Here is a 12,105-nt window from a genome sequence, read left to right on the forward strand (position 1 = left end):
ACTTCACTCATCACTCTCCACTCCTCACTCCCCACTCTTCATTGTCCTTCCAAGCTCCCAATTTTCCGAAATCCGACTTTCGAAATCCAACTTTCAAAACCTCCCCATACGCCATCACACTCCCCTCCAACCCAAACACCTCCACCCCAAAATCCCGGATCACCTCCCTATCCAAGCCCGGCAGCACTTCCCTTACCCAATCCACCGCCTTGGCCTGATAAAGGGGATCCTTTAAATCCACCAAGCAACAAAATTCCTTATCCCCTACCTGTTCCTCCGTGTCCCCAATACCTGTGGAAGTAATCGTAGGTATTCCCATCATCAGGTACTCCCCCAACTTGATCGGGGCGATGCCGGCCAGGGAAGGGGCGGGCAACCTGAAATTAAAAGCCACATCCGCCGCTGACAGGTACCTCGGAATATCCTGAAAATCCACCGCCATCGGCAACACCAATCCCTCCAGATTCCCCGTCATAGGCGGCAAATCCCCAGCCGATCGGCTCAAGACCAAAAACCTGGACTTCCCATGCGCCAGGTAATAGCGGTAAAACAAGAGCAACATCTGCTCAAAGACATACTGCGGCCCCAGAGAACCCGAATACACAAACAGCAATTCCTCCTCCCCTAGCCCCAAGGCCGACCTGATTTCCTTTCTGGCCCTTGGATCAGGTTTAAAAAAAACAGCATCCCGACCATTACTGACGATATGGAATTTATCCGCATGGGCCTGACCGATCAAATACAGGTGGATCTTCTTGGCTTTCTCCGTCCTGACCAGGACCTTGTCTGCCCGCTTCAATAATTTGGTTTCCTCTTTTTTGAGGATTTTATATGGTTGGCTATTGGCCTTCAAGCCCGTATAATCCAGGCGCTCCTGCAAGGGCAGGCCGTCAGCATCAAAGATGACTTCCACTTGGTTTTTCTTCAAAAAATCCAGCAAGCGGTTCACCATCATGGCCGGCATGGTGGAGCGGGGCATAACGGAATGGATGCCATGTTCCCTGACATAGTTCTTAATATGATACACGCCCCGGTACACTGTCCAAAGCACCCCCAAAAAAGCATGGGGCTTTTTATGTACGGGATACTGCACATAGGCAATGCCTATAGAGGCCGAGAGGCGCTTCAGGCGCTGCACCTCTTCTGGTCCGGCCCAGGAAAACTGCATCACATGAAATTGGATGTCATGCCTTTCCTTTAAACCCTTAAAAATCGGCAGAAACAGGTTTTCCAGGTAATTACTCGAATCCGAATCCCAGGTGATAAAGAGAACTTTTTTCATATTTGAATTTCAGAAAAACAGCCTATCCAATAATTAAAGGTTATTTAGCGGATTTCACTTTCCCTTGTCATTTCGAACGCAGAGAGAAATCTAATCAAATTGCTATTATTCATATAGACTCCTCCTGCTGTCGGAGTGACAAGGATAGGTTTGTCTAAGTACCAGTCCTGGTTTTTGTGAAAAGGCTTTTTGGATTGAACTTTTCCTTACTATGGCGGTCTGCTACTGGCATAGGCCTCTCCTTGTCATTTCGACGACGAGGAACTGCCTGTCCCGCAGTCTTGCGGGAAGGAGGAGAAATCCTTTTAACCCCCTCATAATAATACCACCGATCCCCCAATAAACAAAAAAATCCGCCGAGCGGATAGTTAATAGAATGATTTTGCTTACTCCACTATACAAAAAGCCTCAATTTTTGTTTATCAAACTAAACAAAATTCTACCCGGAGCAAAAAAACCTTCGGTGTTGGACGCTTACCGCGTCGTCACCTCATACAGAACCGAACTCCTCAACCCACAAAGCTCCTTCATTCTTAATTCATCACTCTTCATTCTACATTCTCCAACCATGAACCTTGGCTCTCCCAATTTTAAAATCTCCTTTACACAATCCTGTTTTTATCAAAATTTTTGAATAATTTCAAGACAAGCCAAATCCTTATCAAGATAAAAGTCCATAATTTTTGAATGATATTTACGTAGGACCACTTCTATGTTTTTTGTGGTTTGATTCAAGCATCTCAGCCAAACAATTTTAGGAGGATGACCATAAACTAAGGAGAAATCATAAAAATCTCCATCAAAAGTTACGATGATGTACTCTTTTTCTTTTGCAAACTCCCATATTGATCTATCTGAAAAATTTTCTATCCCAAGTTCTCTTACTTGTTTGGCTTCAGGAAAAAGATCAATGATTTGCTTAACAAGTCTATGGGAAATATTCTGGTCAAAAAGTAACCTCATGATGCTATCCCCAAATGTCCCTCTCGGGTAGAGGCAAAAAACAAGCAAGCATTGATCTTTTCCTCATTTAACTCAGGAAAGTCTTCAATAATTTCCGCTTTGGTCATACCATTGGCCAACCAATTGAGGACATCGGACACTGATATTCGAGTTCCCTTTATTATTGGTTTCCCAAACCTCTTTTCAGAATCAATCTCAATGTATTTACTAATCTTCATAACAACAAAATTGGACAATAATGGGAATATAATAAATAATCCTTGAACTCTTCCAAAACCTTATTTAAATGACAATAATTTTGTTTACTCCACTATACAAAAAGCCTCAATTTTTGTTTATCAGGCCCCCTCGTTCCCCCTTGGTTCAAGTCTTCAGACTTGGACCCAATTAGCTGATCCAGGGCAGTTTCGTGTTAATTCCCAAGCCCTGCGCCTAATTCATTTTCTTTTGTTGCCTTGACCAGAAATTCACATCAAAATTCCCCAGCAGCCAAAATGCAGAATTTAAAAATTTGTGAAATTCCTGCTCTTCAATAAAATCAGTTCCCAAACTTACCAAGCTCCCACATTTTTCATTCATCATTCTTCACTCATCATTTTCCTTCCAAGCTCCAAATTCTTCCGAAATCCGCCCTTCGAAATCCGAAATTATTAATTCCTCATTCCATTCTTCATTCATCACTCTACATTCTCCACTCATCACTCCTCACCCTCTCCCCTCCGTGTATCTCCATGCCTCCTCTGTGCACCTCTGTGTAATAAAAGCCAAGCGCAGCGTCTTTTCCACCTTCTTTTCCTCCTAAGCTCTTAATGAACCCCTTAAACTCCTTAACTCCTTAATGGTTCAAAAGCGCAGCGTCCTCACCCCCCTTCCAACACCCTCTCCACTTCTCTTTTCATAATCCCAAAATTCCCCTCCACCGTAAACCGCTCCTTCACCAGCTCCAATCCCTTCTCTCCCATCTTCTTCCTCAGCGCTGCATCCAGAATCAATGTTTTCAGGGCCTGAATCCACTCCTCCTCTGGAGTCGCCAAAAACCCTTTCTCCAGTTCCTATTTGAATTAAATCTTAACGAATTCTCTGAAATTATTTCTGTTTATTAAAACTGATTTTGCATTATAAACCTCTATGAATTTTTCAGGAAATTTTGTTTTCTTATTACTCCATTTGAATTCATAAGCTGAAATTTGGCCATCACGTTCTTCAACGAAGTCAATTTCTTGCTGCTGATTTTAAAAAGCCAATGCTATTTTCATATTCTTCCCATGAAATGGCAAAAAGTTCATACTCCCACTTTCTTCCCGTCAAAGGTTCATTCAATACATTTCCCAAATCAAATGAAGAAGAACCGCTTACAAAAAGCTGAACATCCTTAAATTGGTCTGTAATTATTTTTATTGCAAACATACAATATTTCGTCATTGTAATGACCAAATATTATAATAATTAGTCATTACAGTGACTAATTATCAGATTTTCTCCTATTCAATAATTTGAATATCACTTAGTCCCCTATCTATTGTCGAAATATAACTTTTCTTTGTTCCTGTCTTTAGTAGCTGCCTTTAATCCTTACCTTCCACCCATCTGAGTTCATCCTCATTTATCCCGCCTTGCGGGACAAGTTCGGTGGTTCAATTCGTTAACCAAATAAAATTTCTGAGGGATTCAGGGCTTTTTTAGAGGATTTCTCCAAGTATTAAAAACTGAATATACGATTACCCTACCTTCTTTTAATTCAAAAATTACTAAAAACGGAAACTTTTCTACCAATGCCTCCCTGTAAGGTGCCCTTCGGATAGAAAAATGAAGAGGGTTTAAAATAATCCTGTTAAAACATTTATCGAGGTATTCAAGGAAAATGTCACCTAAACCGGGTTTAGCATTCTCGTAAAAATTATAAGCATCAATCACTTCAAACTTTGCTTCCTCCTTTATTATTAGCTCATGCTTCATGTAAGAGACTCCTTGGCAGCTTTTTTTACTTCCTCCCATGAAAAAGATTTTGATTCCCCTGAAAAATGCTTTTCTCTTCTTTGGTCAATTATCACATAATCCTCTTCCGTCAAAGAATAATTAGGGGAAGACACATCCTCCAAAAGAGCTTTCACTTTCATTAAAACACTTTCCTCTTCAATCTTCAAAAGCATTTCAATTAGTTCTAATTTGGTAGCATACACATCCATCACCGGCTAGTTTTAAGTAAAGATAAATATTTGAAACAATTTATACCCTACTCTGGCTCAATTATCAAAAAAACCATTCATTTATTTCATTGTTCAGACCTGGATATCTTTGGTTCAACTCTTCGGATTCATCTTCCGTCAAAGGCAGATCTTCTCGACTACTTGGTTCAAGTCTTCAGACTTGGACCCAATTATTACAACCAGAGCTGATCTAGGGCAGTTTCGTGTCAATTCCCAAGCCCCGCGCCTAATTTTCTTACCCCTGATACCATGTGGACCGAAAAAGACCAAGAACTCTAAAAAACCTCAAAATTCAGGTAATTAATGTAATTCCTGCCCGAAGCAGGCGGGAGTGGACAAAAAACCCATATATCCACCATAATAAGACTCCCAAACTTTCAAAGCTTCCACTTGGCTCTTTTGCCTTTTGCCTTGGCTCTTATTTTCCTGCCCTTCATCCTGGCCTCCCGAATCGCAATGCTCTCGGGACAGGCAGTTGCTAAATCCCGATAGCAATCGGGACCAAAGGGATCATTTCTTAACGCAACGTCCTCATATGTTATCTAGGGCCTCCAGCCCTGCTCATCCCAAAAGCCCTGAAAGGGCGTAATAACATAACGATGGTCGAAGGCCATCCTTCCAAGACATCTCCTTACCCATACGCCCCGGCCTGAAGGGTCGGGATATCCCGTTGTCCCACGGTTGCACCGTGGGACCACGGGTATCTGAGCTTTCAGCTCATTTTTTTAACCGCAATGGACCCAAAGGTTTCCGCAGAGGTTTTTTAGATGGTCTGGGTTCCTATCGTCGGCGGGTGGCGGTCGAACTTCTTAACAGATACGTGCGCCGCCCTGCCTTTGCCGGTCAGGCAGGCTCTGGGATCGCTGTGACCGCAATTAACCCCAGGTTCCTACCCTCCCAATTGGCCATCGCATTGAACCTGGGGCTAATAAGGGTTCAGCCCTGTTGGGGCTGTTCTTTATCTACAGCCGTGTATTGAAAAGGAATGGAAAGCATTTACAGCTCGGAATTAGTGAAAATTAGTAAGCTCCGCGCCTAATTCTTTTTCCCTTGATGGCTTTGATCATCACAGAAAAACATAAAAATCCCTAACCAGCCTTAAATCAAACCAATTCGTGCAATTAGTGTAATTTGTGGAACAAAAAAAGCGCAGCTTTTCATCCTCATTTATCAGTGTCAATCTGTGGTTAAAAAAATCCTTCCCCTTTAGTACCGATCTCGTCTACTCAAAGCTCCTCTCTTCATTCCTAATTTTTCATTTTTCATTTTTCATTCTACATTTCCTGCCCCACAACCTGGCCCGTCGCTAAATCCCGATAGCAATCGGGACCAAAGGGATCATTTCTTAACGCAACGTCCTCCTATGTTATCAAGTGCCTCTCGGCCCTATTCTTGAAAGCAGTAGTATCCACTAAAATTAGTGAAAATTAGTAAGCTCCGCGCCTAATTCTTTTTCCCTTGATGGCTTTGATCACAGAAAAACATAAAAATCACTAACCAACCTTAAATCAAACCAATTCGTGCAATTAGTGTAATTCGTGGACTTAATATTTACCCCGTTGTCCCGTGGCTGTGCCGCGGGACCAGGGTTGGTGAGCCTGCCAAACAATGATTGGTTGGCCTGTCGAACCACTGGTATCTGAGCTTTCAGCTCATTTTTTAACCGCAATACACCCAAAGTTTTTCGCAAAGGATCGCAATCCTTATAATGAAAATTCAACCTTGCAAGCCCCCATTCTTCATTTTTCATTCATCCTTCTTCATCCTAAAGCGATCCGGTTTCATTTCGGCGGCATATTGCGAACGAACTTCTCAGAAGTTGCTTGTGCCGCCTCTGGGATCGCGGTGACCGCATTTAACCCCAGGTTCCTACCCTCCCTATTAGCCATCGCATTGAACCTGGGGCTAATAAGGGTTCAGCCCTGTTGGGGCTGTTCTTTATCCATAGTCCTGTCTGTATTGAAAAAGAAAGGAGTGCATTTACAGCTCGGAATTAGTGAAAATTAGTAAGCTCCGCGCCTAATTCTTTTTCCCTTGATGGTTTGGGATTAAGAAAGCGCTCAAAAAAGATTTAAAAGGTCAAAATCAATAATATTCGTGCAATTCGTGTAATTCCTGCCTGCAGCAGGCAGGCGTGGACCAAAAAAAAGCGCAGCTTTTATCTGTGTCCATCCTCATCCATCGGTGGTTAAATTCAACTCCTACCGGAGTTGGGCGGACCGGGGACTTAAAACCAGCTTCCACCACCGGGTAGCAACCCGGGGTAAATAACCTTCGGTATTGGACGCATTCTGCGTCCTGATCCCCATATAGAAATAACCTCCCAAATTTACCAAGCTCCAAACCTGTTCCTCATTCCACATTCTTCACCCTCCTCGGCCTCGGCTTCGCTCGGCCACCGGAAATCATTAAATAAAGATAGGGTTTAAAATGTGGCGGAGCCACATTTTAAACCCTACCATAATCGGCAAATTTCATCTAATCTAAGGTTAATCTTTAAGCTTTAAACCCTTAAACTTTTCCCTTCCTACCTATATCTCTCAGTCTCTATGTCCCTAATTCCCAATGTCCCTTTTTCCTTTAGCCATTTCCAAGCTCCAACCACGACAACTTGACAACCTGACAACCACGAAATTCACTCATCACTCAGCACTCATCACTCATCACTCCTCACTCAGCACTCCTCACTCAGCACTTTTTCCTCATTCATCACTCTTCATTCTACATTATCCTTCCAAGCTCCCACTTTTTTCGAAATCCGCCCTTCGAAATCCGAAATTCTTAATTCTTCATTCTACATATCAAACTTCTCACTCTTCATTCATCACTCAAAACTCACCCCCCAACCCTCTCCCCACGCAAAAACCTCACCCTGCCCCCTTCCATAACCGCCCTTAATGCCTCTTTCCTATTTTTAGCAGGTTCGGGATTGTAGGAAACATGAACCCAACGACCAAACTCCTGTATCAATTGATCATACAGCAAATCACTTTTCCTGATCTTTTGAAACAACACCTCCGCACTCATTCCGGGCACCACTATATCTGCCGCCTGCCCTTTCATATGCTGACTGCTATCCGCTCCCCCAACAATCCGATTGACACGGGGACTCCGATAACCTGAACTTACAAAAACCGGACGGCGCAACATATCCCGCAAGGGTTGTAAAACATGGATACTCAACTGCCTGAGATTTTCAATAACAAGTTCTGAAGGCTCATATTGCTCTTGAATATTCAGCCTACTGGCAGTCTGACTGTTCAACATCTCTGCCAACGAAAAATTTCTAGTCAATTGCTTAGACATAAATTTTGGGATTACATAATGACAAAAAACGATAAGACTAATAATCTAGTAATTTTAAAAAATCTTCATGAACTAAAAAATACCTAATGTTGGTGATTTTTTTCCCAAACTACCCCCTATAATCCCAAATTTCAAATGGAATACCACTTACCATAACTCCAATGTAATGGCATTCTCTATTCTATCTTCCATAAGTCGGGACAAATCCGGAAAGAAATTCAATTGGGTCAACCGCTCTATTTCGTTGATACTTGTGATAAACTTGGTATCTAACCTTTGGTTGCTTTCAACATCCTGGGGAAATATAAAAGCCAAATAGTCTGAATTCCCAGGGGAGTCATACGGGTACCTCTTGGGTCTCACAAGGATACAGAAAAAGGCCTCAGGAATCGCAACACTCACGCCATTGGATCTCCTGATATACTCGGGGTTTTCAGAAAAAACCGGACCTACCACTACCCATACATGGTCTTTTTTTGAATTTCTATTTCCTGCATTAGGGTATTTATTGAGAATTTCAGACTCCAATCTTGCCCAAACCCCTCGGTTAAGATTAGCACTTTGGGGACATATATTGCTCATCAAAAAGGTCTCCATTTGCGAAAGCTTGGAATACTGCTTATTGATGGCAGCATTTGGAGCCATGTGGCCTAAATCAAATCCATTCCCAAAGGTTTGTGTCCCGATTCTGTTCTCAGGTTTTAACCTGACATCGTCAACAAAAAACGGGTACCGCTCATAGTCAACATCCCTTCTCGATTTGGATACCTGATAGGCCACCCACAGAGGTTGATTATATTGAGTGGAAAACCCTACACAATACCCATGATTAATCAATATAGACAAAGTATCTAGGGCATTCTGATTCTTCGGTACCCCATGAATGGTAAACAAGGACAACAAGTGCTCCAATGATTGGGAAGAAGGATTAATCCTGGAAAAATCCAACTGACTATCTTGACCAAAACAGACAAAACTTTTAAATATTAAAACAATAATAACTATCCATCTCATATACTATTGGATAAAAAGGTTAAAAGATTACAACTTGACATTTTTTTAGATCAACCAGCCCACTCATTGGTTTCCCAATAACCCTCCATCCATTTCAATGAATCATCCAGTTAGTTAGCTTGATTCCAGTCACAGGTTTGAAGCTACCGATATAAATACATCAACTTCTGCATCATTCCAATCTTGGCTTCTTTCATCATATACTTCAAAATCAAATCCAAATTCACGATTCAAATCAGAATTCCATATCTTTTTCCAAGTGTCAGTTATACAACCGGTCATTACTCCTTTAGCCGTATACTTGATATACTTCTGGTCAGGTATTTTTAGCTCTGAAAGTTCTTGAGGTGGTTCGGCGTCATTTGCTACTTTACACCCTATAAAGTAAGAAAAAGGAGAGGTCTCGTCCTTTTCATAATCAAAGTAGACTGCATAAATTTCATTAGACAACTTTTTAGGTATACGGTCGAATATTTTTTCATTCTCAAATTTCTGCCATAAGTTGCCACAATCTTCACTTGATTGATTGTTTTGATTTGTTGTCTTCCCCTTTAGTTGTAATCCAACTAGTTTAAATTTGTCTTTCTTTTCAATCATAAATGTTTGCTTCTTACTTTATATTGAATTGAGGCAAGACCATTTAAATGCCCGCCAAACGTTTCTCAGCTACCTAAAGGTGGCGATTTCGAAGCGATTCACTGTCAACCAAGCAAAACTTTGATAAAAGCACTAAGCTTGACCTACATGTCGGCAGGCAGGTTTAACCACTGAACCGCCACTTTTGGGTAGGTGCTGTTAGGCAACGTTTTTTCTTTTAATTTTATTTCTCCTGTGGTTTCTCGGTCAGTCCAATATTGACCTTCCATCTCATTAACTTTAAATCCTTCGAATGTCAATAAGGTCGAACCATAGTGGATTTCGCTCCTATCTCTTACACTTGATTTTGGTGTGTTCATATAGGAGTAAATTAACTGCTCTAACCCACGGTCTTTCTCAATGTCAAAAGAAGCACCAATACTATGACTCCTGCTTTCATTAGTTTTAATCTTTAACTGAATATTAAAAAAGGTCTGTTTAATTTTTATTTCAGTTGGAATTGGTTCGAGTGATTTTTCTTTCCAATTTGATTTAAGTTCTCCTTCCCATTTTCCTGACAGATTAGGAAAAGGAACAAGCCAAGGATAGAATACTCTCCATTTCCAACACCAATTGATAAATAGAGTCCATAAAACAACATTTATTGAAATTGTAGTAGAAATATGGGTCAGAGCCTTGTTGAAATCAATACTGTCTAAATTTTGAGTCCATAGAAAAATTATTCCATAAGTCAAGAATGCCAAGCCTAATATAGCAAACGCGAAAGTCCTTATGTTATATGTCACCATCGTTCAAAATTCTAAATGATTCCAAAGTAAGACCATGTATGAATTTACATCTTTAGAAGTCCATTTTCTGCCACCATGAAACAAATACAGCAATTCCGATACTTCTCCCCATTCTTTGCAACTGGATTCTTCCCTAGTGTTGTTGTACAGATAAATAATCGATTGCTTTAATCTTTCTGTCCAAGTGTCATAATCATTCATTATTCTATTGGGAACGTTCCAAACGAGGCATTCTAAAAGAAACGAAGTGATATTATCACTAACATTTCCTCCATCATCAATCATCTTATATCTCAGCTTTCTATGTAGCCTTGTTAATCGTTTGAATCTTCGAGCTGTATTGTTGTTTTTGCTTATTCCATTGGCTATATGTTGTTTCGGATAATTATCAATCCAAATTCCTTTATCAGTTTTGAATTTTGTTCCTTGGACGTAATTTCCATTCTCTGAATATCTTCTGTAATCCCAAGTTGGTACAACATCAGTTTCTACGCGATAACTATTTTCTTTTACAGTTATACACTTGTCCTTTCTAACTACTTCACTTCTCCCGAATTTATTAACGAGGGCATTTTCTACATCGTCCTTATACTCTTCATAAGAATATGAAGTTAGAGTTATTCCAAAGTCTTCTCTAGATTTATCTTTCGGAAGGTCAAAATAGAATCCGTCAGAATATTTCACATTTATATCTATGTCACTATTTAACCTGACATTGGTATTGTTGGCGTATGAACCTTGTCCAAAGGTCTCGATTGTTTTTTTACTTAGTTTTTCATCCGAACTGATTGCTTCACGAACCATCTTTTCAGAATTTTCAAGTTTTGTCTGTTCTGAATCACTGGGGGGCTTTGTCCAACTAGTTAATTGATCTTCCGTGTATTTTGCCATTTGTCGATTCGGTTTTTAAATGTTGCCTAACTCCTTTATGTATTAACCTTTAATAAATAAAGCTTCGATCATTGGACCGATATATATACCCTCGGTCACTTTTATTTCCCTAAACCTACCAAATCCCTCTCAACTAAAAAATCCCCCATACAGGGTATTTTTTACGTTTATCACCACAATTCAACCTAAAATTTACGATTTTAGTACACTAATTCAATTTTCTAGCCTTATGAATTGGGATTTTACATGTAAAGACTGTGGCATAAATACCAACAAAGGAAAAACCAACTTCTATGCTGTAACAGCGGAACTTTGGGAAAAGCATTTAGCGAATGAAGCATAGTCATCTCTATGGTGAATGAGCTAAATGCAGTGAAGTGATTGATTATGTCCGCCGCGGCGGATTAGCTCGTAATAACTTGTGCGCCGTGGCGCAGAATTCCTAATGCATATTTCGGGTTTAATCAGGTCCTCTCCATCGGATTCAGTTTTGAATCTCAAATAATCTTACATAACTTGTTTAAATAGAATACGTTAATCAGTTTTGTAATTCTATTTAATTTATATGGCATTACCGATTAAAATTATTCCTGTTCTCAAAGAAAAGGAAGCAGAAAATTTTGTAAAAAAGGCAGAAAAAGCTGCTTCAAAGAGCTCTACTGTAGATTTCAGTAAGGAGTTGAAAAAAACACATGCCATTTTAAAAAAAGCAAACATGATGTAAATACTTGAATATTGGGCTTTTTACTTGATAAATGTACTTTTTCTCTCCTAAATGGGGAAGTTCTAAATAATACCCTTCAAACCCCGCTGTTCTCCTTTTATTACGGATTAAAACTCAAATTCCGCTAAGCTCCACTTTCCAGACTGTCTACTTCTAAGACAGTGTATTAGTTCTTATATGCATTACTTTTGCTTCCTTTCTGTTGTTATTTAAGCCAATGAACATTGAAATTTAATGTCCAGCTCTTCAATAAATTGAAAGTCGTTTATCCATCTAATTCCTACGTTATCACAAACATTAGGGATTTTTATTTTCTTGGAATTAATTACAGTT

At 40.1% G+C, this 12,105-nt stretch carries 15 protein-coding genes; 1 reads left to right on the forward strand and 14 read right to left on the reverse strand.

All coding sequences use genetic code 11. The features are described 5' to 3' along the window. Nucleotides 1-10 precede the first annotated feature (10 nt). From B879_RS18525 to B879_RS18580, 13 genes are all read right to left on the reverse strand, one after another. Nucleotides 11-1,282: a glycosyltransferase family protein gene (locus tag B879_RS18525; protein ID WP_009186745.1), complete on the reverse strand. Its 1,272-nt coding sequence runs from the start codon at nt 1,280-1,282 to the stop codon at nt 11-13. Between the two features lie 621 nt (nt 1,283-1,903). Then, nucleotides 1,904-2,245, reverse strand: coding sequence for a DUF5615 family PIN-like protein (locus B879_RS18530; RefSeq protein WP_009186746.1), 342 nt, complete (start codon nt 2,243-2,245; stop codon nt 1,904-1,906). Next, complete coding sequence (locus B879_RS18535) at nt 2,242-2,463, reverse strand: DUF433 domain-containing protein (RefSeq protein ID WP_009186747.1); 222 nt, start codon at nt 2,461-2,463, stop codon at nt 2,242-2,244. The genes B879_RS18530 and B879_RS18535 overlap by 4 nt, the downstream gene beginning before the upstream one ends. A gap of 642 nt (nt 2,464-3,105) precedes the next feature. After that, nucleotides 3,106-3,279 (reverse strand): hypothetical protein, encoded by a 174-nt coding sequence (locus B879_RS22695; RefSeq protein ID WP_157231709.1) that lies wholly within the window; start codon nt 3,277-3,279, stop codon nt 3,106-3,108. Nucleotides 3,280-3,306: 27 nt separating this feature from the next. Continuing rightward, entirely contained in the window at nt 3,307-3,462 is a 156-nt protein-coding gene (locus tag B879_RS23690; RefSeq protein ID WP_497706786.1) for a hypothetical protein, read from the reverse strand. Beyond that, nucleotides 3,458-3,652, reverse strand: coding sequence for an AAA family ATPase (locus B879_RS18540; protein WP_040401161.1), 195 nt, complete (start codon nt 3,650-3,652; stop codon nt 3,458-3,460). Before B879_RS18540 ends, B879_RS23690 begins: the two co-directional genes overlap by 5 nt. Nucleotides 3,653-3,913: 261 nt before the next feature. Continuing rightward, nucleotides 3,914-4,201, reverse strand: coding sequence for a hypothetical protein (locus B879_RS23270; RefSeq protein WP_009186749.1), 288 nt, complete (start codon nt 4,199-4,201; stop codon nt 3,914-3,916). After that, entirely contained in the window at nt 4,198-4,431 is a 234-nt protein-coding gene (locus B879_RS18550; protein WP_009186750.1) for a hypothetical protein, read from the reverse strand. The genes B879_RS23270 and B879_RS18550 overlap by 4 nt, the downstream gene beginning before the upstream one ends. Before the next feature lie 2,856 nt (nt 4,432-7,287). Next, complete coding sequence (locus B879_RS18560; RefSeq protein ID WP_009186751.1) at nt 7,288-7,758, reverse strand: D-Ala-D-Ala carboxypeptidase family metallohydrolase; 471 nt, start codon at nt 7,756-7,758, stop codon at nt 7,288-7,290. Nucleotides 7,759-7,905: 147 nt separating this feature from the next. Then, nucleotides 7,906-8,772, reverse strand: coding sequence for a DNA/RNA non-specific endonuclease (locus B879_RS18565; protein ID WP_009186752.1), 867 nt, complete (start codon nt 8,770-8,772; stop codon nt 7,906-7,908). Nucleotides 8,773-8,901: 129 nt separating this feature from the next. Beyond that, nucleotides 8,902-9,369 carry a GyrI-like domain-containing protein gene (locus B879_RS18570; RefSeq protein ID WP_009186753.1) on the reverse strand — a complete coding sequence of 156 codons (468 nt, stop codon included), beginning with the start codon at nt 9,367-9,369 and terminating at the stop codon, nt 8,902-8,904. A gap of 143 nt (nt 9,370-9,512) precedes the next feature. Further along, nucleotides 9,513-10,157: a Cap15 family cyclic dinucleotide receptor domain-containing protein gene (locus B879_RS18575; protein ID WP_009186754.1), complete on the reverse strand. Its 645-nt coding sequence runs from the start codon at nt 10,155-10,157 to the stop codon at nt 9,513-9,515. A gap of 3 nt (nt 10,158-10,160) precedes the next feature. Continuing rightward, nucleotides 10,161-11,048: a nucleotidyltransferase domain-containing protein gene (locus tag B879_RS18580; RefSeq protein WP_009186755.1), complete on the reverse strand. Its 888-nt coding sequence runs from the start codon at nt 11,046-11,048 to the stop codon at nt 10,161-10,163. A 565-nt stretch (nt 11,049-11,613) separates the two neighbouring features. Between B879_RS18580 and B879_RS22905 the strand changes: the two genes are divergently transcribed. Further along, nucleotides 11,614-11,772, forward strand: a complete 159-nt coding sequence (locus tag B879_RS22905) for a hypothetical protein (RefSeq protein ID WP_009186756.1) — start codon at nt 11,614-11,616, stop codon at nt 11,770-11,772. A gap of 209 nt (nt 11,773-11,981) precedes the next feature. On the opposite strand, the gene B879_RS23585 is transcribed toward B879_RS22905, so the two are convergent. Further along, complete coding sequence (locus B879_RS23585) at nt 11,982-12,098, reverse strand: DUF4411 family protein (protein WP_083847963.1); 117 nt, start codon at nt 12,096-12,098, stop codon at nt 11,982-11,984. Nucleotides 12,099-12,105: the final 7 nt, after the last annotated feature.

The organism is Cecembia lonarensis LW9 (assembly GCF_000298295.1).
Lineage (GTDB): Bacteria > Bacteroidota > Bacteroidia > Cytophagales > Cyclobacteriaceae > Cecembia > Cecembia lonarensis.

Bases quoted from the DNA above. Each gene is read 5' to 3' on its own strand.
- B879_RS18525 (WP_009186745.1), bottom strand. From the start codon at position 1,282: ATGAAAAAAGTTCTCTTTATCACCTGGGATTCGGATTCGAGTAATTAC.
- B879_RS18530 (WP_009186746.1), bottom strand. From the start codon at position 2,245: ATGAGGTTACTTTTTGACCAGAATATTTCCCATAGACTTGTTAAGCAA.
- B879_RS18535 (WP_009186747.1), bottom strand. From the start codon at position 2,463: ATGAAGATTAGTAAATACATTGAGATTGATTCTGAAAAGAGGTTTGGG.
- B879_RS18540 (WP_040401161.1), bottom strand. From the start codon at position 3,652: ATGTTTGCAATAAAAATAATTACAGACCAATTTAAGGATGTTCAGCTT.
- B879_RS23270 (WP_009186749.1), bottom strand. From the start codon at position 4,201: ATGAAGCATGAGCTAATAATAAAGGAGGAAGCAAAGTTTGAAGTGATT.
- B879_RS18550 (WP_009186750.1), bottom strand. From the start codon at position 4,431: ATGGATGTGTATGCTACCAAATTAGAACTAATTGAAATGCTTTTGAAG.
- B879_RS18560 (WP_009186751.1), bottom strand. From the start codon at position 7,758: ATGTCTAAGCAATTGACTAGAAATTTTTCGTTGGCAGAGATGTTGAAC.
- B879_RS18565 (WP_009186752.1), bottom strand. From the start codon at position 8,772: ATGAGATGGATAGTTATTATTGTTTTAATATTTAAAAGTTTTGTCTGT.
- B879_RS18570 (WP_009186753.1), bottom strand. From the start codon at position 9,369: ATGATTGAAAAGAAAGACAAATTTAAACTAGTTGGATTACAACTAAAG.
- B879_RS18575 (WP_009186754.1), bottom strand. From the start codon at position 10,157: ATGGTGACATATAACATAAGGACTTTCGCGTTTGCTATATTAGGCTTG.
- B879_RS18580 (WP_009186755.1), bottom strand. From the start codon at position 11,048: ATGGCAAAATACACGGAAGATCAATTAACTAGTTGGACAAAGCCCCCC.
- B879_RS22905 (WP_009186756.1), top strand. From the start codon at position 11,614: ATGGCATTACCGATTAAAATTATTCCTGTTCTCAAAGAAAAGGAAGCA.